A 21,025-nucleotide genomic window follows, 5' to 3' on the forward strand; every position below is an offset into this window, starting at 1 on the left:
GGAAGCCGCGCTGGCGCAGCAGCTCGGCGTTGGCCTGGGTCGCGGTGTCGCGCCACATGGCCTGGTTCATCGCCGGTGCCAGGGCGATTTGCGCGTCGGTGGCCAGCACCAGGGTGGTCAGCAGGTCGTTGGCCACGCCCTGGACCAGGCGCGCCATGAGGTCGGCGGTAGCCGGTGCGATCAGCACCAGATCGGCCCAGCGGGCCAGTTCGATGTGGCCCATCGCGGCTTCCGCCGCCGGGTCCAGCAGATCGGTATGCACCGGATGGCCGGACAACGCCTGGAGGGTCAGGGGCGTGATGAACTCGCGGCCGCCCTGGGTCATCACCACTCGGACTTCAGCGCCCTGGTCGCGCAGGCGGCGGACCAGTTCGGCGCTCTTGTAGGCGGCAATGCCGCCGCCCACGCCGAGGACGATGCGTTTCCGATAGAGCCGCTGCATAGGCTTGCCTTAATAAGGAAATGGATGACATGCGCTTCGGCAAACGCGCCTCCCCAGGTCGTCTGCCGCGCAAAAAGGATGGGCTAAGATAGCACAGCGTCCGCACGGGAACAGCGGGCGGGCTCGATGGGGAAAGCGAATGAGCATCCGCGATTGGCCCGAAGCCGAACGGCCTCGGGAGAAGCTTCTGGAGCAGGGCGCGGCGGCCCTTTCCGATGCCGAGCTGTTGGCGATCTTCCTGCGCACGGGAGTGACCGGTTGCAGTGCGGTCGAGCTGTCGCGGCGGCTGTTGAGCGAGTTCGGCGGGCTGCGTGCCCTGCTCGAGGCGGACCTCGCCTCGTTCTGCGGCCATCTCGGGCTCGGCGTGGCCAAGTATGCGCAATTGCAGGCCGTGCTGGAGATGGGCCGGCGCCACCTGGCCGAGCGCCTGCGTCGCGATTCGATACTGGAGAGCCCGCAGGCGGTGCGCGACTATCTCAAGGCGCGCCTGCGCCACGAGCAGCACGAGGTGTTCGCCTGCCTGTTCCTCGACACGAGGCACCGGGTCCTGGCGTTCGAGGTGCTGTTCCAGGGCAGCATCGATGGCGCCAGCGTCTACCCGCGCCAGGTGGTCAAGCGCACCCTGGCGCACAACGCGGCGGCGCTGATCCTGACCCATAACCACCCCTCCGGCGACGCCCGTCCGAGTCTCGCCGACCGCCAGCTCACTGCGCGCCTCAAGGAAGCCTTGGCGCTCATCGACGTGCGGGTGCTCGACCACTTCATCATCGGCGACGGCGAGCCGCTGTCGCTGGCCGAATACGGTTGGCTGTGAGCGTTCGACGAAGGGCTCAGCCCAGGCGCCGCTCGATGCCCGCCAGCAGGCGCCGGCGGATCAGCCCGCTGACCGGGCGGATCGCCAACCAGTAGGGGGTGAAGCGCAGGCGGCTGGCGCGATCAGGGCAGAACACCCGGGTTTCCGTGTGCAGCAGGGTACCGCTGGCGCTGGGCGTGCAACGGAAACACAGCACGAGCTTGGCCACTCCGGGCTGGTCGTAGCAGCGGAAATGCTCGCCGTCCGCGATGCGTTCCAGGGCGAAGTCGGCGCGCCAGAAGCGGCCGACCAGGCCGTAGGCGATGGCCTGGTCGGCGCGGCGCTCCAGGCGGGTGAACTCATGCAGGCCGAAGCGTGGGCGGCCGGCCAGGTCGTTGCGCCGGCCCAGCAGGCCGGCCAGCCTTCCCGGCGCTTCGCGCAGGACGAGGAAGGCGCGCACCAGCGGGTCGTCGAAGCGCAGCAGGTCTTCCACCGCGTCGAGTACCGCTGCGGCCGGCGCGTCGATCAGCCGCTGGTGGTGTTCGCTGAACTGCCAATGCGGCAGGTAGAGACGGTCGAGATCCATCGCTGGGTTCTCCCGGGCGTGGCCTTCAGCGTTTCACGGCGACCCGAGAGAAATCCTGGCGACCGAACGGATTGACCTGGTAGCCCTGCACCTCCTGGCGGGTAAGGGCGAAGGCGGTCGGGTGGGCCAGGGGCAGCCAGAGCGCCTGTTCGTGGATCAGTTTCTGCGCCTGGTGGTACAGACCGGTGCGTTGTTCCTGGCTGCTGGCGGCCTTGCCGTCGGCAATCAGCTTGTCCAGGCCGGGGTCGCAATAGCGCGCGAAGTTGAGCCCCGACTTGACGCTGGCGCAGCTGAATTGCGGAGTGAGGAAGTTGTCCGGATCGCCGTTGTCGCCTGCCCAACCCATGAACAGCAGGTCGTGTTCGCCGTTCTTGGCGCGACGGATCAACTCGCCCCATTCGATGACGCGGATGTTGGCCTTGATCCCGGCCTCCGCCAGGTCGGCCTGGAGCAGTTGGGCGCCGAGGCTCGGGTTGGGGTTGAGCAGGCTGCCGGACGGGCGGGTCCAGATGTTCAGCTCGGGAAGCTGCTTGCCGGCCAGCAGCTTGCGCGCCTGTTCGGGGGCGTGCGGGTAGGCGGGAATATCCCTGGCATAGCTCCAGGTGTTCGGCGGATAGATGCCGGTGGCGGCACTGGCGCTGCCTTCGAATACCGCCTGCAGGTAGCTGGTGCGGTCGAAGGCCAGGTTGATCGCCTGGCGCACCTTGGGATCGTCCAGCGGCGGATGCTGGGTATTGAGGGCGACGAAGGCGGTCATGAAGGCCGGCGTCTGCTCGACCTTCAGGCTGGCGTCCTTGCGCGCGCTCTCCACGTCCAGCGGCTTCGGCGACAGGGCGATCTGGCATTCGCCGCGGCGCAACTTCTGCAGGCGCACGTTGGCGTCCGGGGTGATGGCGAAGATCAGCGCGTCGACCGCCGGCTTGCCGGCGAAGTACTCGGGGTTGGCGGCGTAGCGCACCACCGCGTCCTTCTGGAAGCGCTTGAACACGAACGGGCCGCTGCCGATCGGCGCGGCGTTGAGCTTTTCCGGGGTTCCGGCCTTCATCAACTGGTCGGCGTACTCCGCCGAATAGATGGAGGCGAAGCCCATGCTCAGCATCGGCAGGAAGGTCGCGTCGGGGTGGTCGAGAACGAACAGCACCTGGTGGTCGCCGCTTTTCTCCACCCGCTTGATCAGCTCCGGCAGTTGCATCGACTGGGCGTGCGGGAAGCCGTTCTGCGCCACCTTGTGCCAGGGATTGGCCGGATCGAGCATGCGCCGGAAGCTGAACACCACGTCGTTGGCGTCGAGCGTACGGCTCGGCTTGAAGTAGGCGGTGCTGTGGAAGTGCACACCCTGGCGCAGGTCGAAGCGATAGCTCAGGCCGTCGTCGGACACCGACCAGCGCTCGGCCAGCGATGGCACCACCGTCCCCTTGCCGGCGTCGAACTCGACCAGGCGATTCATCAGCACATCGGCCGAGGCGTTGGTGGTGGTCAGCGAGTTGTACTGGACCACGTCGAAGCCCTCGGGGCTGGCTTCGGTGCACACGCTCAAGGCGGCAGCGGCGGCGGGCTGGGCGAGCAGCAGGGGGGCGAGGAACAGGGAGAAAGCGGCGAGGCGCATGACGGGCTCCATTCGAACGGTTAACATGCCCATCCGCAGCGGTTGGGCGCAGTCATGCAAGGCCGTTGGCGACCTTGAATCGCTACCCTAGACCATGCGGCGGGCAGCGACAACGAGGCAAGGCGACGAACGGCCGCGGTGCGAAGCCCGCAGTGAGGCGGGCCGCGGCTGCGCCATGGTCTTCACCCTTGCGGCGCGGGGCGCCTTTCTGATATAAAGCTGCGCTCTTTTCTGGGGCCACGCTCTCCTTCGTCGGGATGCAGCGGGTAAGACCCCGGTGAAACTGAGTATCGAACTTGAGTTAAAGCAGCCAACCCATGCCGGGTTGGGCATGAGGTTATAGAGGGCTGAGGCATGTCTAGAGTCTGTCAAGTAACCGGTAAGGGTCCGGTTACCGGGAATAACATTTCCCACGCACACAACAAAACCCGCCGCCGTTTCCTGCCGAACCTGCAGCACCACCGTTTCTGGGTCGAGTCCGAGAAGCGCTTCGTACGTCTGCGCGTTTCCGCCAAGGGCATGCGTATCATCGACAAGCGTGGCATCGAGGCCGTCCTGGCTGACCTGCGTGCCCGCGGCGAAAAATTCTAAGGAGCTGAATCATGCGTGAATTGATTCGTCTGGTGTCCAGCGCCGGTACCGGCCACTTCTACACCACCGACAAGAACAAGCGTACCAAGCCTGAGAAGATCGAGATCAAGAAGTACGATCCGGTCGTTCGTCAGCACGTGATCTACAAGGAAGCCAAGATCAAGTAATTGATCCGGCACCTTGCGAAAAGCCCGCCACCTGGCGGGCTTTTTCATTTCCGGCGTACGAACCCCGGGCCGCGCACAAAAAAGCCCGCCAGGTGGCGGGCAAGGGGAACAAGCATTCTGGATGCAGCCGGGGCTCAGGCCTTGGCTTCGAAGATCACATACACCTTGCGACAGGCTTCGAGCACTTCCCAGGTGCCCTGGAAGCCGGCAGGGATCACGAAGCGGTCGCCGGCGCGCACGGTCTTGGCGTTGCCGTGCCGGTCGCGCAGCACCGAGACGCCCTGGATGATCTCGCAGTACTCGTGTTCGGTGTAGTTCACCGTCCACTGGCCCACGGCGCCTTCCCAGATACCGGCGTTGAACTGCCCGCAGGGGCTGCCGTAGTGGTTGCGCACGCTCTGTTTCGGGTCGCCCTTGAGGATTTTCTCCGGCGCCGGGCTGTAGTGCTCCGGGGCGCTGTTGGCCTGGGCGAAGTCGACGATCTGTTCGATGTTCATGCTGACTCTCGGTTCTTGTGGTTCTGGCCAGTTGGGGGGCAGGGCGGCGCCAGCCGCCCGCCTGGATCAGACGCTGGCGCGGATGGCCTGGGCCAGGCGCTCGACGATCTGGTCGATGTGGGGCTTGTCGATGATCAGCGGCGGCGACATGGCGATGATGTCGCCGGTCACCCGGACCATCAGGTCGTGCTCCCAGAAGCAGCGCTCGAAGACGTCGTAGCCGCGCTTGCCGGGGCCGTCCGCGTGCGGCGCCAGTTGCACGCCGCCGACCAGGCCTACGGCGCGGATGTCGACCACGTTGGGCAGGTCGCGCAGGCTGAACAGCGCGTCCTGCCAGTAGCCTTCCAGTTCGACGGCCCGCTGGAACAGGTCGTCGCGACGGTAGATGTCCAGGGTCGCCAGGGCGGCGGCGCAGGCTACCGGATGGCCGGAATAGGTATAGCCGTGGAAGAACTCGATGGCGCCCTGCGGGCCTTGCATGAAGGCAGCGTGGATCTTCTCGTCGACGAATACGGCGCCCATCGGGATGCTGCCGTTGGTCAGCCCCTTGGCGCAGGTCAGCAGGTCCGGGACGACGCCCCAGCGCTGCGCGGCGAAGGCTTCGCCGACGCGGCCGAAACCGGTGATCACTTCGTCGAAGATCAGCAGGATGCCATGCTTGCGGGTTATCTCGCGCAGCCGCTGAAGGTAGCCCTTGGGCGGCAGCACCACGCCGGCCGAGCCGGACATCGGCTCGACGATCACCGCGGCGATATTCTCGGCGCCGTGCAGGGTCACCAGGCGTTCCAGCTCCTCGGCCTTTTCCACGCCATGCTCGGGCAGGCCGACGGTGAAGGCGTTGCGGGCGACGTCCAGGGTGTGCGGCAGGTGGTCGACCCCCGGCAGCAGGTTGGCGGAGAAGGCCTTGCGGTTGTTGACCATACCGCCTACCGACAGGCCGCCGAAGCCGACCCCGTGGTAGCCCAGTTCGCGGCCGATCAGGCGGGTGCGGGTGCCCTGGCCGATGGCGCGCTGGTAGGCAAGGGCGATCTTCAGCGCGGTGTCCGCCGATTCCGAGCCGGAGTTGGTGAAGAATACTTTGTTCAGGCCCGGCGGGGCGATTTCCGCCAGCCGCGCGGCGAGTTCGAACGGCAGCGGGTGACCCATCTGGAACGGCGGGGCGTAGTCGAGGGTGGCGATCTGCCGGGCCACCGCTTCGCTGATCTCGCGCCGGCCGTGGCCGGCATTGCAGCACCAGAGGCCGGCGGTGCCGTCGAGGATGCGGCGCCCGCCCTGGGCGATATAGTGGATGCCTTCGGCGCTTTCCAGCAGGCGCGGCCGCGCCTTGAACTGGCGGTTGGCGGTGAAGGGCATCCAGAAGTTGTCGAGGCTGCTCGACTGCGGCTCGTTATTCATTGTCATAGGGCCACCCAGGTTGCACGCGAGGGATGAAGACGCTAGTCCGGGCGAGTCTATGTTTAAAATAATGAACGTGACAAGGGAGTTAGAGGGGTTCCTGTCAAATATATTGAAAACAGGCGCTGCTCTGGTTTAGGGTGGCGGACACCACGGGCCGCGCGCCCGCCTTGCAGAATCTGACAGCGCGCCTGTCTCCCAGGCGCCCAGAACACCAATAAGAGGACACGTTGTCATGACCACCCTGACCCGCGCCGACTGGGAAGCCCGCGCCAAAGACCTGAAGATCGAAGGCCGAGCCTTCGTCAACGGCGAATACAGCAACGCCGCCTCCGGCGAGACCTTCGACTGCCTGAGCCCGGTGGATGGCCGCTTCCTGGCCAAGGTCGCCAGTTGCGACCTGGCCGATGCCGAGCAGGCGGTCAAGGTCGCCCGCAATGCCTTCGATTCCGGCGCCTGGTCGCGCCTGGCGCCGGCCAAGCGCAAGCAGACGATGATCCGCTTCGCCGATCTGCTGCTGGAGAACGCCGAGGAGCTGGCCCTGCTGGAAACCCTGGACATGGGCAAGCCGATCAGCGACTCGCTGCACATCGACGTCGCCAGCGCCGCCAACAGCCTGCGCTGGAGCGCCGAGGCGATCGACAAGATCTATGACGAAGTCGCCGCCACTCCCCATGCCGAGCTGGGCCTGGTGACCCGCGAGCCGGTCGGCGTGGTCGCCGCCATCGTGCCGTGGAACTTCCCGCTGCTGATGTCCTGCTGGAAACTCGGTCCGGCCCTGGCCACCGGCAACTCGGTGATCCTCAAGCCCTCCGAGAAGTCGCCGCTGACCGCCATCCGCATCGCCCAGCTGGCCGTCGAGGCCGGCATTCCGAAAGGCGTGTTCAACGTGCTGCCGGGCTATGGCCACACGGTAGGCAAGGCGCTGGCATTGCACATGGATGTCGACACCCTGGTGTTCACCGGTTCGACCAAGATCGCCAAGCAACTGATGGTCTATGCCGGCGAGTCGAACATGAAGCGCGTCTGGCTGGAGGCCGGCGGCAAGAGCCCGAACATCGTCTTCGCCGACGCCCCGGACCTGAAGGCCGCCGCCGAAGCCGCTGCCGGCGCCATCGCCTTCAACCAGGGCGAAGTCTGCACCGCCGGTTCGCGCCTGCTGGTGGAGCGCTCCATCAAGGACAAGTTCCTGCCCCTGGTGATCGAGGCCCTCAAGGGCTGGAAACCGGGCAACCCGCTGGATCCGGAAACCAACGTCGGCGCGCTGGTGGACACCCAGCAGATGAACACCGTGCTGTCCTACATCGAGGCCGGTCACAACGACGGCGCCAAGCTGGTCGCCGGCGGCAAGCGGACCCTGGAAGAAACTGGTGGCACCTACGTCGAGCCGACCATCTTCGACGGCGTGACCAATGCGATGAAGATCGCCCGCGAGGAAATCTTCGGCCCGGTGCTCTCGGTGATCGAGTTCGAGGATGCCGAGGAAGCCGTGCGCATCGCCAACGACACGCCCTATGGGCTGGCGGCGGCGGTCTGGACCAGCAACCTGTCCAAGGCGCACCTGACTGCCAAGGCCCTGCGCGCCGGCAGCGTCTGGGTCAACCAGTACGACGGCGGCGACATGACCGCTCCGTTCGGCGGCTTCAAGCAGTCGGGCAACGGTCGCGACAAGTCGCTGCACGCCTTCGACAAGTACACCGAGCTGAAGGCGACCTGGATCAAGCTCTGATCGCCTAGGTCGGCCCTTCCGGGCCGGCTCTCTCGAGCCACACCCGCGGCCGGGTTTCCTTCTGGAAGCCCGGCCGCTGTGCTTCGTGCGCCGGATATATCCGCTCGCCCCGGCAAGGCTTCCGGGGTGCCAACGGGAGAATCGCAATGCGTTGGGGAAGCTATTTCGCCGTCTGTTCCGCAGTCATCAGCATCGGCCTCGCCCTTGGCCTGACCATGCCGCTGGTCTCGTTGCGCCTGGAGAGCTGGGGCTACGGCAGTTTCGCCATCGGCGTGATGGCCAGCACGCCGGCAGTGGGCGTGCTGCTCGGCGCGATGATCGCCGGGCGCCTCGCCGCGCGCGTCGGCACGCCGCGGCTGATGCAGTTGTGCCTGCTCACCGGGGCAGCCTCCGTCGGCCTGCTGGCGCTGCTGCAGAGCTACCCGGTATGGCTGTTGCTGCGCCTGCTGATCGGCGTGCAGCTCACCGTGGTGTTCATCCTCGGGGAAAGCTGGATCAACCAGTTGGCGGTGGAGAAGTGGCGTGGCCGGCTGGTCGCGCTGTACGGCACCGGCTACGCCCTCAGCCAACTGTCCGGGCCGGTACTGCTGACCTTCATCGGTACCGCCGACGACCGTGGCTTCTGGTTCGGCGTCTGCCTGCTGATTGCTGGCTCGTTGCTGCTGCTGGGCCGCGGCGGTGCGCCCAGGGTCGATCCGCACAGCGCCTCCGGGCGCGGTTTGTGGGCCTTCTGCCGGGGCCTGCCGGCGATCGCCTGGGCGGTGGTGTTGTTCGCTGCCTTCGAGGCGATGATCCTCACCCTGCTGCCGATCTACGGGTTGCGCCAGGGCTTTCCGCAAGCGGTGGCGCTGGCCATGGTCAGTACCGTGGTGGTGGGCGATGCATTGTTGCAGCTGCCGATCGGCTGGCTCGCCGACCGGGTCTCGCGCAGCGGCCTGTTCGGCGGCTGCGGCCTGGTGCTGCTGCTGAGCAGCCTGGCGATTCCCCTGCTGCTGCAGACGCCGCTGATCTGGCCGCTGCTGGTGCTGTTCGGGGCCAGCGCCGGCGGGTTGTTCACCCTGGCGCTGATCCTGATCGGCGAGCGCTACCGAGACGATGCCCTGGTCCGGGCCAATGCCCATGTCGCGCAGCTATGGGGCATCGGCTGCCTGCTCGGCCCGCTGGCCACCGGCGCCGCCAGCCAGTGGATCAGCGGTCACGCCCTGCCGTTGATGATGGCGCTCGGCGCGGCGGGCTTCGTGGTGCTGGTGCGGCTGCGCGGGGCGATTCCGGCGGACGAGGAGGCGACCGGCCTGGAGGCCTCCGAGTGACCCTCAGAGCATCTTTTCCAGTCCGATCATTCCCGCGACCCAGGCGTTCAGGCGTCGCCACAGGCTGCCCGGCTCGTGGCGCAGGACCTGGGGCCGGCCGTCGCGCTCATCGATCCAGACCAGCTTCGGCCGGCTACCGCTGCGGTCGATGCGCACCTGGTAGCTGACGCTCGGCGCCATGCCCTCCAGCGCCAGTTGGCGGACCTGCTCGGCCAGCAGCGGACTGTCGACGATGACCCCGACTTCGGTGTTCCACAGGATCGAGCGCGGATCGAAGTTGAACGAACCGATGAATACCTTGCGCCGGTCGAAGACCATCGCCTTGCTGTGCAGGCTGGCGCTGCTCGATCCGTGCAGGCGCCAGGGCGCGCCGCTCAGCGGCTGGTCGGGATTGGCGCGCAGCTCGTAGAGCTTAACGCCATGCTCAAGCAGCGCCATCCGATAGGGCGCGTAGCCGGCATGCACGGCGGGCACGTCGGTGGCTTCCAGGGAGTTGGTCAGCAGGCGCACGCGGACGCCGCTGTCGGCCTTGCCGGTGAGGTAGTTGAGACCGTCCTTGGCCGGAACGAAATACGCCGAGACCAGGATCAGTTCCTTCTGCACGCCCTTGAACAGGCCCGCCAGGTGCGGACTGAGCAATAGGTGCGGGTCGGGCTCGCCGCGGCTCAATACCTTCAGCGGCGCATCCCAGATCGCCTCGGCGCGGGCCCAGGTGAGATTCTCCAGCCAGTTGCCCAGGCGTGGCTGGTCGCCGCGGTCGAACAGGTGGCGGATGTAGCCGGACTCCTTCACCGACTCCTTGCGCAGGTAGCGCTGCAACTTGCGTCGGGCCGACTCCAGTTCGCCGGGATAGGGCGCGCGCCAGAGGAAATCCTCGATCGGCCGGCTGATGGCGCTGTTCCAGTACTGGTCGAAGCTGTGCGAGAGCTGGTTGGCGATGGGGCCGACGCCGAGCAGGTCGAGGTCGGTGAAGTTCATCTCCGGCTTGGCGTTGAAATACTCGTCGCCGAGGTTGCGTCCGCCGACGATGGCCGCCGTGCCGTCGGCCAGCCACAGCTTGTTGTGCATGCGCCGGTGTTGCTGGGACAGGTTGAACAGGCGGCCGACGCCTCGCGTGATGCCGGTGGCGCGGCCCAGGTGCAACGGGTTGAACAGGCGCACCTGGATGTTCGGATGGGCGGAGAGCACACCGATCTCGTAGTCCCAGCCATCGCTGGCGGTGTCGTCGATGAGGATGCGTACCCGCACGCCACGGTCGGCTGCCTTGAGCAACTCGTAGGCGAGGGCGCGCGTGGTCAGTCCGTCGTGGACGATGTAGTACTGGATGTCGAGGCTGCGCTGGGCTGCGCGAATCAGCGCCGCGCGGGCGACGAAGGCATCCTCGCTGGCGCCCAGGAGGTGGAAGCCGGACTGGCCGGGGTGGTCGCGTCCCTGGATTTCGGCCTGCCTGGCCAGCCAGGTACCCTCGGCGGGCAGTGCCGACGACGGTTGCGGCGGAGGAGTGCTGGCGCAGCCGGAGAGGGCCAGGAGGGCCAGCAGGATGAATCGGCGAAGCAAGGATATCTCCCGTGGAAACTCGAACGACCGGCTCATCCCGGTCGTGCGAATTCTAGGAGTTTTCCTCGGAAGAGCGATGCCCCGCCTGATTTTTTCAGAATCCACCGAGCCTCGGATGGGCTCAGCTACCGAGTTTTTCCTTCAGCCGGTACCAGGCCATGCCCAGCGCCAGCAGTGGCGAGCGCAGCAGCTTGCCGCCGGGGAAGGTGATGTGCGGCACCTTGGCGAACAGGTCGAAGCCGTCGCTCTGCTGGCCGCCGATGGCTTCGGCGATCAACTGCCCGGCGAGGTGCGTGGCGTTCACCCCGTGTCCGGAATAGGCCTGGGCGAAGTACACGTTGGGCTGCCCCGGCAGGCGGCCGATCTGTGGCAGGCGATTGGCGCCGATGCCGATCATGCCGCCCCATTGGTAGTCGATGCGGACGTTCGCCAGTTGCGGGAATACCTCCAGCATTTTCGGCCGCATGTAGGCGGCGATGTCGCTGGGGTCGCGGCCGGAATAATGGCAGGCGCCACCGAACAGCAGGCGGTTGTCGGCGGAGAGCCGGTAGTAGTCGAGGGCCACGCGCTGGTCGCACACCGCCATGTTCTGCGGCAGCAGTTGGCGGGCCAGTTTCTCGTCCAGCGGTTCGGTGGCGATCACGTAGCTGCCGGCCGGCAGTACCTTGCCGCCGAGCAGCGGGTTGAGGTCGTTCATGTAGGCGTTGCAGCCCAGCACCAGGGTCTTCGCCCGCACTTTGCCGGTGGCGGTATGCACCTGGACTTCCGTGCCGTAGTCGATCCGCGTCACCGGCGAGCGCTCGAACAGGCGGACGCCCAGCGACTGGGCAGCGGCGGCTTCGCCGAGGACCAGGTTGAGCGGGTGCAGGTGGCCAGAGCCCATGTCCACCAGGCCGCCGACGTAGCGATCGGAGCCGACCACGCTGCGCATCTCCGCGGCCGGCACCAGGCGCATCTCGTGGCGATAGCCGAGGGCCTGGAGTTCCTCCATGTCCTCGCGGAAGCCCTGGTAGTCGCCGGGCTTGTTCGCCAGGTCGCAGTAGCCCCAGCGCAGATCGCAGTCGATGGCGTACTGCTCGACCCGGCGACGGACGATCTCCACCGCCTCCAGGCCCATCAGCTTGAGTGCCTTCACGCCGTCGGCGCCGATCACCGGGAGGAACTGCTCGACGTCATGGCCGACGCCGCGGATCAACTGGCCGCCATTGCGTCCACTGGCGCCCCAGCCGATCCGGTGCGCTTCCAGCAGGACCACGGAGAAGCCGCGCTGGGCCAGTTCCAACGCCGTGTTCACTCCCGAGAAGCCGCCGCCGACGACGCACACGTCGGCCTGTTCTTCGCCGGCCAGGGGAGGGCACTCGATGCGTCGGTTGAGCGTGGCGGCGTAGTAGGAGGGGGCGTGTTGGGCGGTATGCACCGGCTGGTGAACGCGGGCGTTCATGTGTGAAATCCTGATTATTATGTGTGGAAAATTTGACGGAGCATAAACGTCAGTCGAGGCGCTCGCCAAGGGCGAAAAAGGAAAAAACTGCGAGGTGTTGCGGGGATCGTGTACAGAAAAGACGGTGTTTCCCGTCTATGCCGGGAGTCCTGGCGGACTCCCGGAGCGCGTCATGGGTCAATCCGGAACCGGTAGGTCGAGCGACTCCTTGACCTCTTCCATGACGATATAGCTCTTCGACTCGCGTACGTGCGGCAGTTTCAGCAGGATGTCGCCGAGCAGCTTGCGGTAGGACGCCATTTCCGAGATGCGAGCCTTCACCAGGTAGTCGAAGTGGCCGGACACCAGGTGGCATTCCAGCACATGGGGCAGCTTGAGCACCGCCCGGCGAAACTCTTCGAAGGTATCGCCGGACTTGTAGTCCAGGCTGATCTCGACGAACACCAGCAGGCTGGCCTTCAGATGCTGCGGATTGAGCCGGGCGTGATAGCCCATGATCAGGCCTTCGCGCTCCAGGCGGCGCACGCGTTCGGTGCAGGGTGTGGTCGAGAGGCCGACGCGTTCGCCCAGCTCGGTGAAGGAAATGCGACCTTCCTCCTGCAGGATGCGGAGGATGTTGCGGTCGATCTTGTCCAGCTCGCGCTTGCTCTGATGCTGGGTACGCATGGATGGAGGCTCCCCGTCTGGCTCGGAAAATCCGGAAATTTTCCGCCAATATAACGTCGAAAGCAGGGAAAAACACTGGCCAGGGAAAACGCCTTGATCTTGCACGAGGGCCCCGCCACCCTTGGCCGGGTCGGCAACGGACAGAGGTAGGACATGCGTTTGCGCAGAAGGACGACGTTGCTGCTGGTATTTGCAGTGCTGTTGCTGCTGGCGTTCGGCTACGGCTGGCATGCCTGGCGCAGCCTGTTGCGCGAGCAGGGTGTCGAGCGCCTGGAGTGGCAAGGCCTGGGCCTGTCCGCCGAAGGCATCGGGCTGCGACGGCTGGCGCTGGAGCGGCGCGGCGCGGATGGCGCCAGCCTGCGACTGGACGTGGAACACGCGCTGCTGCGCTGGCCCGGGCTGTCGGGTTGGCGTCCGCGTCTACCCGGCCTGCGCGTGGAGCAAGTGGCGCTCGCCTGGCAACCGGCTGCCGCGAGTTCCGACGACGACTCCGCTGCGCTGGACTGGACGTCCCTGCGCGAGACCCTCGCCTGGCTGCCGGAACAGATCCACCTCGAACGCTTCCATCTCGACCTGCCTTGTCCCGCCGGCCGCTGCGAGCAGGACGGCGGGCTGGACATCGGCCGCCCATCGGGAGCGCTGTTTCCGCTGGCTGCGCAACTGCGCCTGCAACAAGAGGCGCAGCAGGCCCAGCTCGACGCCCAGCTCTTCGAGGAGCCTACCGGTTGGCGCCTGCGGGCGCGCGCGCAACTCGACCGGCAGGCGCTGCTGACGCTGGACAGCCAGCTCGCGCCGTCCGATGGCGACGGCCTCTGGCAGGGGCGCCTGGAGGCGCCCGGCCTGCCGGACACCCGTGGCCTGGTGGTCTGGCTCAATCGCTGGTTGCCGGAAGCCCAGCGCCTGCCCGACGCACCGCAAGCCCTGCGTCTGCAAGCGGACTGGACGATCCGCCTGGCGCCTGGCAGCGACTGGCTGGAGCCGCGCCGGGTGCTCGACGGCGGTGGCTCGGCGGCGCTGCTGGTGCAGGCTCCGCAAGCCTGGCCGCTGCCCGGTCTGGGTAATGTACAGGGCGAACTGCAAGTCCAACTGGATGGAGACGAGGGCGCCTGGTTGCCACGCCAGCTGCGCAGCGACTTGCGCCTGAGCCAGTTGCACGGCGAGTGGTTGCAGGCGCTGCCGGCCGAGTTGCGGCCGAGCGCGCTGGGCTTGCGCAGCGAGCCGCTGGAGCGCGATGCCGATAGCGTCACCGCGTTGCGCCTGGCGTTCACCAGCGAGGGCGCGAGTACGCTGAAGCTGGAGACGCGGCTCGACCTGCTGGGCATCTCGCCGTGGGCCGCCAGGCTGGTGGAGGGTCGCTTGCAGGTGGACGCGCCGCGCCTGCAATACCTGGGCTGGAAAGCCGAGCGACTGGTCGCGGAGATTCCCCTGGAGGGCCGGCTGGACGGGCAGCGCGCCAACCTCTCCTTCGGCAGGGGCGCGCGGTTGCAGGCGGCGTCCCTGGCCGAGCCGTCGACGCTGCACCTTGGCCAGCCCCGCCTCGACCTCGCCGGGGCCGCTCTCGAACTGGCCTACCAGCCGCTGGCGCTGCATTTCGCCGGGCCGCTGCAGGCGCAGGTCGGACAACTCCGCCAGGCCAACCTCAAACCGTTGGCCTGGACCTTCGAGGGGCCGCTCGACACCACCCTCGAGCGCACCAGCCTGAAGGGACGGCTGAGCAACGGCGCGGGGTTGGCGGCGGACATCCAGCTGCAGCGCGACGCGAAGACGCCCCTGGCGCTCTCCGCCAGGCTGGCCGAGGTGTTCTTCCGTACCGGCAATCCGCTGGCCGCGACCCTCGCCGACTGGCCGGGGCTGCTCGAACTGGGCAATGGGCGAGCGACCGCCGCGGCCGGCTGGAAGCTCGATGCGGCGGGCGCCTCGTCCCTCGACCTGGACCTGACTCTGAAAGGCCTCGACGGTATCTACGACCGCAGCGAGCTGAAGGGGCTGGGCGGCAGCCTGGCCTTGCGCCTGCGTGGCGGTCAGTTGAGCCTGGACAGCCCCGGCCTGAGCCTGGCCGAGGCCAATCCCGGCCTGCCGCTGGGGCCGGTGAGTTTCCGCGGGCGCTATGAGGCCCCGCTTTCCGCGCCGGGCAGCGGCCGTTTGAGCTGGCAGACGTTGCAGAGCGGCCTGTTCGGCGGGCAGGCCTCGGTCCCCGCGGGGAGCATCCGCCTGGGTCAGGCTGAGCAGAAGTTCGCCTTGCGTATCCAGGGCATACAACTCGGCGAGATTTTCCGGGTCTATCCGGCGGAGGGCCTGGCCGGCGAAGGCGCCCTGGACGGCGAGCTGCCGCTGATGCTGAACCGCTGGAAGCCCAGCGTCTCCGGCGGCCAGGTCAAGGCCCGCGAGCCCGGCTACCTGCGCTTCCGCTCGGCGAAGATCGAGGCGCTGGGGCGCAGCAACCCGGGGATGAAGCTGGTCGCCGATGCCCTCGACGATTTCCACTACGACGTCCTGCAAAGCAGCGTCGATTATCATGAGAACGGCAAGCTGTTGCTCGGCCTGCGCTTGCAGGGCAGCAACCCGGACCTGGAGAAGGGGCGCCCGGTCAACCTCAACGTCAATCTGGAGGAGGATATCCCGGCACTGCTGACCAGCCTGCAACTGAGCGACCGGGTCAGCGAAACCATTCGCCAACGTGTGCAGGAGCGCATGCAGAAACGCAAGGCTTCGGCGCCATGAGCCATACAGGAGAACCCCCGATGCGCCTCTGCGCTCTATTCGCTGTCCTGCTGCTGGGCAGCCTGACGATGGCCTGCACGCCCACCGTGCAGCTGGCGGCTCCCAGCGAGCCGATCAACATCAATCTCAACGTGAAAATCGAGCACGAGATCTACATCAAGGTCGACAAGGCTCTGGACGGCATCATCAACGAGAACAGCGGCCTGTTCTAAAGGAGCGGATCCATGACAACCCGTAGCAAACTCGGTATCGCCCTGCTGGCCCTCGGCATCAGCCTTTCCGCCATGGCGATGGACCTCGGCCAGGCCATGTCGGCCCTTGGCGGCGCCAAGGCCCAGGGCCTGGTCGGCGAGCAGGCGGACGGCTACCTTGGCGTGGTCAGCAACAGCGGCCAGGCGGCGGACATCGCCGCGCAGATCAATGCCGCGCGGCGTGCCGAATACCAGAAGGTGGCCAACAGCAGCGGCGCTTCGCTGGCCGACGTGGAGGCCATGGCCGGCAAGAAGGCGATGGAGAGAACCCCTGCCGGGCAGTACGTCCAGGTCGGCGGCAAGTGGGTGAAGAAATAGCGCGAAGGCTCCGCGAGCGCTCTGGGACGCTGCTCCGGTCGCAAGGGCCGGGCAGTGTCCGCGGAATTTTTCCTGTCGCGAGCGGTTCCTTCAGGGACTCCTGCCGTTTTCCATGGCTTCTGCGACAGGCTTTCCCGAAAAAGCGACTCCCGGCCTGAGTTCGATCATTTAAATATGCGGTATTTTTCCAGTTTTATGGTGGATGCGCCTCGGTAAAACCCCTAATTGTCCGGTTTTTTACCTGAGTAACCGCCTAAAATTGGTGATTATTTCTTCCTGCCTCTTCCTATACTGCGCGCATCTACACGCTCAAAATAACAAACGTCCGCGGTTCCTCCGCGACGTGGGAGGCGACAATGCGAGTTCTGGTCCTTGGCAGCGGTGTCATCGGTACCGCCAGTGCGTATTACCTGGCCCGTGCCGGGTTCGAGGTGGTGGTGGTCGACCGTCAGGACGGTCCCGCGCTGGAAACCAGCTTCGCCAACGCCGGCCAGGTGTCTCCCGGCTACGCTTCGCCCTGGGCAGCCCCGGGCATTCCCCTGAAGGCCATGAAGTGGCTGCTGGAAAAGCACGCGCCGCTGGCCATCAAGCTCACCTCCGATCCCAGCCAGTACGCCTGGATGCTGCAGATGCTGCGCAACTGCACCGCCGAGCGCTACGCCGTGAACAAGGAGCGCATGGTCCGCCTGTCCGAGTACAGCCGCGATTGCCTCGACGAACTGCGCGCCGAGACCGGCATCGCCTACGAGGGCCGCACCCTCGGCACCACCCAACTGTTCCGCACCCAGGCGCAGCTGGACGCCGCCGGCAAGGACATCGCCGTGCTCGAGCGCTCCGGCGTGCCCTACGAGGTTCTCGACCGCGATGGCATCGCCCGCGTAGAGCCGGCCTTGGCCAAGGTCGCCGACAAGCTGGTCGGCGCTTTGCGCCTGCCCAACGACCAGACCGGCGACTGCCAGCTGTTCACCACCCGCCTGGCGGAAATGGCCAAGGGCCTGGGCGTGGAGTTCCGCTTCGGCCAGAACATCGAGCGCCTGGACTTCGCCGGCGACCGCATCAACGGCGTGCTGGTCAACGGCGAATTGCTCACCGCCGACCACTACGTGCTGGCCCTGGGCAGCTACTCGCCGCAACTGCTCAAGCCGCTGGGTATCAAGGCTCCGGTCTATCCGCTGAAGGGTTATTCGCTGACCGTGCCGATCACCAACCCGGAGATGGCGCCGACCTCGACCATCCTCGACGAGACCTACAAGGTGGCGATCACCCGCTTCGACCAGCGCATCCGCGTCGGCGGCATGGCGGAAATCGCCGGCTTCGACCTGTCGCTGAACCCGCGCCGCCGCGAGACCCTGGAAATGATCACCACCGACCTCTATCCCGAGGGCGGCGATATCAGCCAGGCGACCTTCTGGACCGGCCTGCGCCCGGCGACCCCGGATGGCACCCCGATCGTCGGCGCCACCCGCTACCGCAACCTGTTCCTCAATACCGGCCACGGCACCCTGGGTTGGACCATGGCCTGCGGGTCGGGTCGCTACCTGGCCGACCTGATGGCGAAGAAGCGCCCGCAGATCAGTACCGAAGGCCTGGATATTTCCCGCTACAGCAATTCCCCGGAGAACGCCAAGAATGCCCATCCAGCGCCAGCACACTAACGAGCGTATGAGCCAGATCGTCGTCCACAACGGCACCGTCTACCTGGCGGGCCAGGTGGGCGAGGACATGTCCGCGGGCGTCGAGCAGCAGACCCGCGAGACCCTGGCGGCCATCGAGCGTCTGCTGGAAGAGGCCGGCACCGACAAGACTCGGATCCTCTCGGTGACCATCTACCTGAAGGACATCGACGCCGACTTCGAAGGCATGAACCGCGTCTGGGACCAGTGGCTGCCGCGCGGCGTCGCGCCGGCGCGCGCCACCGTCGAAGCCAAGCTCTGCGAGCCGGAGATCCTGGTAGAGATGTCGGTGGTCGCTGCGCTGCCCTGAGTTTTGTCTGGCCCGGCCGGAGAGCCGGGCTTTTTTTCGCCTGATGAAAGGTGCGCGATGCCGCACCTCGCTGAAGAGAGACCCGTCGCCATGCGCCCCGCCCGTGCCCTGATCGACCTGCAAGCCCTTCGTCACAACTATCGGCTGGCCCGCGAGGCCACCGGCGCCCGTGCGCTCGCGGTGATCAAGGCGGACGCATACGGCCACGGCGCGGTGCGCTGTGCCGAAGCGCTGGCGGCCGAGGCCGATGGCTTCGCCGTGGCCTGCATCGAGGAGGGCCTGGAGCTGCGCGAGGCCGGTATCCGCCAGCCGATCCTGCTGCTGGAGGGCTTCTTCGAGGCGTCCGAGCTGGAGCTGATCGTCGCCCACGACTTCTGGTGCGTGGTGCATTGCGCCTGGCAATTGGAGGCGATCGAACGCGCCAGCCTGGCCCGCCCGCTGAACGTCTGGCTGAAGATGGATTCGGGCATGCACCGCGTCGGCTTCTTCCCCGAGGACTTCCGCGCCGCCCACGAGCGCCTGCGGGCCAGCGGCAAGGTGGCGAAGATCGTGATGATGAGTCACTTCTCCCGCGCCGACGAACTGGATTGCCCGCGCACCGAGGAACAGCTCGCCGCCTTCGCGGCCGCTAGCCAGGGCCTGGAAGGCGAGATCAGCCTGCGCAATTCGCCAGCCGTGCTCGGCTGGCCGAAGGTGCCCAGCGATTGGGTACGTCCGGGCATCCTGCTCTACGGAGCCACGCCGTTCGAGCGCGCACATCCGCTGGCCGACCGCTTGCGCCCGGTGATGACCCTGGAATCGAAGGTGATCAGCGTCCGCGACCTGCCGGCCGGCGAACCGGTCGGCTACGGCGCGCGCTACAGCACCGAGCGTAGCCAGCGCATCGGCGTGGTCGCCATGGGCTACGCCGATGGCTATCCGCGCCACGCCGCCGACGGCACCCTGGTGTTCATCGACGGCAAGCCGGGGCGCCTGGTTGGCCGGGTATCGATGGACATGCTCACCGTCGACCTTACCGACCATCCCCAGGCCGGGCTGGGCAGCCGGGTCGAACTATGGGGCCCGAACGTGCCGGTCGGCGCCCTGGCGGCGCAGTTCGGCAGCATTCCCTACCAGCTGCTGTGCAACCTGAAAAGGGTGCCGCGCGTCTATTCCGGGGCTTGAGAAAAACTTTCCGAATTCTTTGCGCAGGCATGTCGACCGATCTGTTGTAAATACTGAACAGTGTTGCCATGATACGGCCGACTTGGGGTCGCCAGCCGTGTGCGGCCTCGTTTTGCCTTGCCTGCCAGAAGAATAAGGAGGACTCCACCCTTGGACGTCGGTGCTCGTCTGCAAACCATCCGAAAGCTCAAAGGTCTTTCCCAGCGCGAACTCGCCAAACGGGCGGGTGTCACCAACAGCACTATCTCGATGATCGAGAAAAACAGCGTGAGCCCTTCCATCAGTTCGCTGAAGAAGGTGCTGGGCGGTATCCCCATGTCCCTGGTGGAGTTCTTCTCCCTGGACCTGGAGCAGGACAGCCATACCCAGGTTGTCTACAAGGCAGACGAACTGATCGACATTTCCAGCGGCGCGGTGTCCATGCGCCTGGTGGGCAAGGCGCACCCGAGCCGGGCGATCGCCTTCCTCGACGAAACCTACCCGCCGGGCTCCGACACCGGCGAGGAAATGCTCAACCACGAAGGCGAGGAGGCCGGCGTGCTGGTCGACGGGCGCCTGGAACTGACCGTCGGCAGCGAGACCTATGTGCTCGAGCGCGGCGACAGCTACTATTTCGAGAGCAACAAGCCGCACCGTTTTCGCAATCCCTACGATGTGCCGGCACGCTTGATCAGCGCCACCACGCCCGCAAATTTCTGACCTGAAGCACAAGACCCCGCCGGGCCCGAAGGGCGCCGGCCGACAAGGGGCATGCGGGGCTGCGACCTAATGCCGCAAGGCTTTGCGAGGGTGTGCAATTGTTTCTGCCGGGCTTTCTTTGCCGTTATACTTGCGCCCGCCCGCGCGGCCCGCAGTGATCGGTATCGTGCCCGGGTGTGATAAGCCACGATGAGGGTGTAAGGGTGAACCTGATTAAAAAAATGCTGGCGGCCCAAGCTGCCGTGTTGGCCCTGTGGGCTGTAAGCGCTCAGGCTACGACCACTGACGATGCGATCGCCAAGCGCCTCGAGCCGGTAGGCAAGGTCTGCGTACAAGGCAAGGAATGCGAAGGCGTCGGCGCCGTCGCGGCAGCCGCCGGTGGCGGCGGTGCGCGTTCCGGCGAAGACATCGTCGGCAAGACCTGCAACACCTGCCACGGCACCGGCCTGCTGGGCGCGCCGAAGGTTGGCGACAAGGCCGAGTGGGGCAAGCGCGCCAAGGAGCAGGGCGGCCTCGATGGCCTGCTGGCCAAGGCGATTTCCGGTATCAACGCCATGCCGCCGAAAGGCACCTGCGCCGATTGCTCGGACGACGAGCTGAAAGCCGCGATCAAGCATATGTCCGGTCTGTAACAACGCCGGGACAGTGTCGCGAAAAGCCGCCTCCTGGCGGCTTTTTCGTATCCGCGGTGCGGGTTTTTCCCGCTGGCGGATCGTCCCGCCGGCAAACAGGGTCCAAACTTCCGGCTACCCATTCGCCGGAGGGCATCGTCTTGAGCCGAACCTGTTCCATCGACGCCGCAGTCGATCACTTGCTGCAGACCATCAAGGGCCCGATCCGCATGGGCCTGCCCCTCGGGCTGGGTAAGCCCAACCGACTGGTCAATGCGTTGTACCAGCGCCTGCGGACCCTGCCGGAGCGCCAGCTGACGCTGTATACCGCGCTTTCCCTGGGGCGTCCCGCCGCTGGCGGCGACCTGCAACGGCGTTTCCTCGAGCCTTTCGCCGAACGGGTCTTCGCCGACTACCCGGAGCTGGATTACTTGCACGCCCTGCGCCGCGACGAACTGCCGGCGAACATCCGCGTCGAGGAGTTCTACCTGCAGCCCG

At 66.5% G+C, this 21,025-nt stretch carries 21 protein-coding genes and 1 pseudogene; 14 read left to right on the forward strand and 8 right to left on the reverse strand.

Annotated elements, in window-relative coordinates; translation table 11 throughout:
* Positions 1 to 442 (reverse strand): flavoprotein (locus HMPREF2716_RS04210; RefSeq protein WP_305884706.1); only part of this gene is annotated, 442 nt, incomplete at its 3' end.
* Positions 443 to 581: 139 nt separating this feature from the next.
* On the opposite strand from HMPREF2716_RS04210, the gene radC reads away from it, so the two are divergent.
* Positions 582 to 1,256 carry a RadC family protein gene (radC, locus tag HMPREF2716_RS04215; protein WP_003096559.1) on the forward strand — a complete coding sequence of 225 codons (675 nt, stop codon included), beginning with the start codon at positions 582 to 584 and terminating at the stop codon, positions 1,254 to 1,256.
* Positions 1,257 to 1,272: 16 nt separating this feature from the next.
* On the opposite strand, the gene HMPREF2716_RS04220 is transcribed toward radC, so the two are convergent.
* Both HMPREF2716_RS04220 and HMPREF2716_RS04225 read right to left on the reverse strand, forming a co-directional pair.
* Positions 1,273 to 1,821: a hypothetical protein gene (locus HMPREF2716_RS04220; RefSeq protein WP_003098290.1), complete on the reverse strand. Its 549-nt coding sequence runs from the start codon at positions 1,819 to 1,821 to the stop codon at positions 1,273 to 1,275.
* Positions 1,822 to 1,846: 25 nt separating this feature from the next.
* Positions 1,847 to 3,427 carry an ABC transporter substrate-binding protein gene (locus HMPREF2716_RS04225; RefSeq protein ID WP_070621821.1) on the reverse strand — a complete coding sequence of 527 codons (1,581 nt, stop codon included), beginning with the start codon at positions 3,425 to 3,427 and terminating at the stop codon, positions 1,847 to 1,849.
* Between the two features lie 354 nt (positions 3,428 to 3,781).
* Here HMPREF2716_RS04225 and rpmB point away from each other — a divergent pair, with 354 nt between their 5' ends.
* Together rpmB and rpmG are read left to right on the forward strand one after the other, a co-directional pair.
* Positions 3,782 to 4,018: a 50S ribosomal protein L28 gene (gene rpmB, locus HMPREF2716_RS04230; protein WP_003096556.1), complete on the forward strand. Its 237-nt coding sequence runs from the start codon at positions 3,782 to 3,784 to the stop codon at positions 4,016 to 4,018.
* 11 nt (positions 4,019 to 4,029) lie between these two features.
* Positions 4,030 to 4,185 (forward strand): 50S ribosomal protein L33, encoded by a 156-nt coding sequence (gene rpmG / locus HMPREF2716_RS04235; RefSeq protein ID WP_003096555.1) that lies wholly within the window; start codon positions 4,030 to 4,032, stop codon positions 4,183 to 4,185.
* 134 nt (positions 4,186 to 4,319) lie between these two features.
* Here rpmG and HMPREF2716_RS04240 read toward each other — a convergent pair whose 3' ends face one another.
* Together HMPREF2716_RS04240 and HMPREF2716_RS04245 are read right to left on the reverse strand one after the other, a co-directional pair.
* Entirely contained in the window at positions 4,320 to 4,682 is a 363-nt protein-coding gene (locus HMPREF2716_RS04240) for a cupin domain-containing protein (RefSeq protein WP_003096551.1), read from the reverse strand.
* 66 nt (positions 4,683 to 4,748) lie between these two features.
* On the reverse strand, positions 4,749 to 6,083 hold the full coding sequence (locus HMPREF2716_RS04245; protein ID WP_017001885.1) for an omega-aminotransferase AptA: 1,335 nt from the start codon (positions 6,081 to 6,083) through the stop codon (positions 4,749 to 4,751).
* A 229-nt stretch (positions 6,084 to 6,312) separates the two neighbouring features.
* Between HMPREF2716_RS04245 and HMPREF2716_RS04250 the strand changes: the two genes are divergently transcribed.
* Both HMPREF2716_RS04250 and HMPREF2716_RS04255 read left to right on the forward strand, forming a co-directional pair.
* On the forward strand, positions 6,313 to 7,806 hold the full coding sequence (locus HMPREF2716_RS04250) for an aldehyde dehydrogenase (RefSeq protein ID WP_003098285.1): 1,494 nt from the start codon (positions 6,313 to 6,315) through the stop codon (positions 7,804 to 7,806).
* Positions 7,807 to 7,952: 146 nt separating this feature from the next.
* A complete protein-coding gene (locus HMPREF2716_RS04255) occupies positions 7,953 to 9,116 on the forward strand; it encodes an MFS transporter (RefSeq protein WP_023107405.1) in 1,164 nt (387 codons plus the stop codon).
* 3 nt (positions 9,117 to 9,119) lie between these two features.
* Here HMPREF2716_RS04255 and HMPREF2716_RS04260 read toward each other — a convergent pair whose 3' ends face one another.
* The 3 genes from HMPREF2716_RS04260 to dadR form a co-directional block, all read right to left on the reverse strand.
* Positions 9,120 to 10,709 (reverse strand): phospholipase D family protein, encoded by a 1,590-nt coding sequence (locus HMPREF2716_RS04260; RefSeq protein WP_051428811.1) that lies wholly within the window; start codon positions 10,707 to 10,709, stop codon positions 9,120 to 9,122.
* A gap of 85 nt (positions 10,710 to 10,794) precedes the next feature.
* A complete protein-coding gene (locus tag HMPREF2716_RS04265) occupies positions 10,795 to 12,114 on the reverse strand; it encodes an NAD(P)/FAD-dependent oxidoreductase (RefSeq protein ID WP_003161159.1) in 1,320 nt (439 codons plus the stop codon).
* A 177-nt stretch (positions 12,115 to 12,291) separates the two neighbouring features.
* A complete protein-coding gene (gene dadR / locus HMPREF2716_RS04270) occupies positions 12,292 to 12,780 on the reverse strand; it encodes a transcriptional regulator DadR (RefSeq protein WP_003096535.1) in 489 nt (162 codons plus the stop codon).
* A 153-nt stretch (positions 12,781 to 12,933) separates the two neighbouring features.
* Between dadR and HMPREF2716_RS04275 the strand changes: the two genes are divergently transcribed.
* The 9 genes and pseudogenes from HMPREF2716_RS04275 to HMPREF2716_RS04315 all read left to right on the forward strand — a co-directional run.
* Complete coding sequence (locus HMPREF2716_RS04275; protein ID WP_017001886.1) at positions 12,934 to 15,501, forward strand: intermembrane phospholipid transport YdbH family protein; 2,568 nt, start codon at positions 12,934 to 12,936, stop codon at positions 15,499 to 15,501.
* Positions 15,502 to 15,521: 20 nt separating this feature from the next.
* Positions 15,522 to 15,713, forward strand: a complete 192-nt coding sequence (locus tag HMPREF2716_RS04280) for a YnbE family lipoprotein (protein ID WP_003096523.1) — start codon at positions 15,522 to 15,524, stop codon at positions 15,711 to 15,713.
* A gap of 12 nt (positions 15,714 to 15,725) precedes the next feature.
* Positions 15,726 to 16,070, forward strand: coding sequence for a YdbL family probable chaperone protein (locus tag HMPREF2716_RS04285; protein ID WP_003098276.1), 345 nt, complete (start codon positions 15,726 to 15,728; stop codon positions 16,068 to 16,070).
* Between the two features lie 356 nt (positions 16,071 to 16,426).
* On the forward strand, positions 16,427 to 17,725 hold the full coding sequence (gene dadA, locus HMPREF2716_RS04290) for a D-amino acid dehydrogenase (protein WP_003098274.1): 1,299 nt from the start codon (positions 16,427 to 16,429) through the stop codon (positions 17,723 to 17,725).
* Positions 17,700 to 18,053 (forward strand): RidA family protein, encoded by a 354-nt coding sequence (locus HMPREF2716_RS04295; RefSeq protein ID WP_003098273.1) that lies wholly within the window; start codon positions 17,700 to 17,702, stop codon positions 18,051 to 18,053. The genes dadA and HMPREF2716_RS04295 overlap by 26 nt, the downstream gene beginning before the upstream one ends.
* A 90-nt stretch (positions 18,054 to 18,143) precedes the next feature.
* The gene (gene alr / locus HMPREF2716_RS04300) at positions 18,144 to 19,217 is read left to right on the forward strand and encodes an alanine racemase (protein WP_003096515.1); all 1,074 of its coding nucleotides are present in this window, start codon (positions 18,144 to 18,146) and stop codon (positions 19,215 to 19,217) included.
* Positions 19,218 to 19,367: 150 nt separating this feature from the next.
* Entirely contained in the window at positions 19,368 to 19,916 is a 549-nt protein-coding gene (locus tag HMPREF2716_RS04305; protein WP_003096513.1) for a cupin domain-containing protein, read from the forward strand.
* A gap of 203 nt (positions 19,917 to 20,119) precedes the next feature.
* Positions 20,120 to 20,548: a c-type cytochrome gene (locus HMPREF2716_RS04310; protein ID WP_003096511.1), complete on the forward strand. Its 429-nt coding sequence runs from the start codon at positions 20,120 to 20,122 to the stop codon at positions 20,546 to 20,548.
* 209 nt (positions 20,549 to 20,757) lie between these two features.
* A pseudogene (locus HMPREF2716_RS04315) lies at positions 20,758 to 21,025 on the forward strand (acetyl-CoA hydrolase); the annotation flags it as partial.

This window comes from Pseudomonas sp. HMSC076A11 (genome assembly GCF_001810205.1).
GTDB lineage: Bacteria > Pseudomonadota > Gammaproteobacteria > Pseudomonadales > Pseudomonadaceae > Pseudomonas > Pseudomonas aeruginosa.

Coding starts and splice junctions, on each gene's coding strand:
- alr (WP_003096515.1), top strand. CDS start 18,144: ATGCGCCCCGCCCGTGCCCTGATCGACCTGCAAGCCCTTCGTCACAAC.
- dadA (WP_003098274.1), top strand. CDS start 16,427: ATGCGAGTTCTGGTCCTTGGCAGCGGTGTCATCGGTACCGCCAGTGCG.
- radC (WP_003096559.1), top strand. CDS start 582: ATGAGCATCCGCGATTGGCCCGAAGCCGAACGGCCTCGGGAGAAGCTT.
- HMPREF2716_RS04255 (WP_023107405.1), top strand. CDS start 7,953: ATGCGTTGGGGAAGCTATTTCGCCGTCTGTTCCGCAGTCATCAGCATC.
- HMPREF2716_RS04245 (WP_017001885.1), bottom strand. CDS start 6,083: ATGACAATGAATAACGAGCCGCAGTCGAGCAGCCTCGACAACTTCTGG.
- HMPREF2716_RS04280 (WP_003096523.1), top strand. CDS start 15,522: ATGCGCCTCTGCGCTCTATTCGCTGTCCTGCTGCTGGGCAGCCTGACG.
- HMPREF2716_RS04275 (WP_017001886.1), top strand. CDS start 12,934: ATGCGTTTGCGCAGAAGGACGACGTTGCTGCTGGTATTTGCAGTGCTG.
- HMPREF2716_RS04260 (WP_051428811.1), bottom strand. CDS start 10,709: ATGAGCCGGTCGTTCGAGTTTCCACGGGAGATATCCTTGCTTCGCCGA.
- HMPREF2716_RS04295 (WP_003098273.1), top strand. CDS start 17,700: ATGCCCATCCAGCGCCAGCACACTAACGAGCGTATGAGCCAGATCGTC.
- HMPREF2716_RS04250 (WP_003098285.1), top strand. CDS start 6,313: ATGACCACCCTGACCCGCGCCGACTGGGAAGCCCGCGCCAAAGACCTG.
- HMPREF2716_RS04285 (WP_003098276.1), top strand. CDS start 15,726: ATGACAACCCGTAGCAAACTCGGTATCGCCCTGCTGGCCCTCGGCATC.
- HMPREF2716_RS04220 (WP_003098290.1), bottom strand. CDS start 1,821: ATGGATCTCGACCGTCTCTACCTGCCGCATTGGCAGTTCAGCGAACAC.
- rpmB (WP_003096556.1), top strand. CDS start 3,782: ATGTCTAGAGTCTGTCAAGTAACCGGTAAGGGTCCGGTTACCGGGAAT.
- HMPREF2716_RS04225 (WP_070621821.1), bottom strand. CDS start 3,427: ATGCGCCTCGCCGCTTTCTCCCTGTTCCTCGCCCCCCTGCTGCTCGCC.
- dadR (WP_003096535.1), bottom strand. CDS start 12,780: ATGCGTACCCAGCATCAGAGCAAGCGCGAGCTGGACAAGATCGACCGC.
- rpmG (WP_003096555.1), top strand. CDS start 4,030: ATGCGTGAATTGATTCGTCTGGTGTCCAGCGCCGGTACCGGCCACTTC.
- HMPREF2716_RS04265 (WP_003161159.1), bottom strand. CDS start 12,114: ATGAACGCCCGCGTTCACCAGCCGGTGCATACCGCCCAACACGCCCCC.
- HMPREF2716_RS04240 (WP_003096551.1), bottom strand. CDS start 4,682: ATGAACATCGAACAGATCGTCGACTTCGCCCAGGCCAACAGCGCCCCG.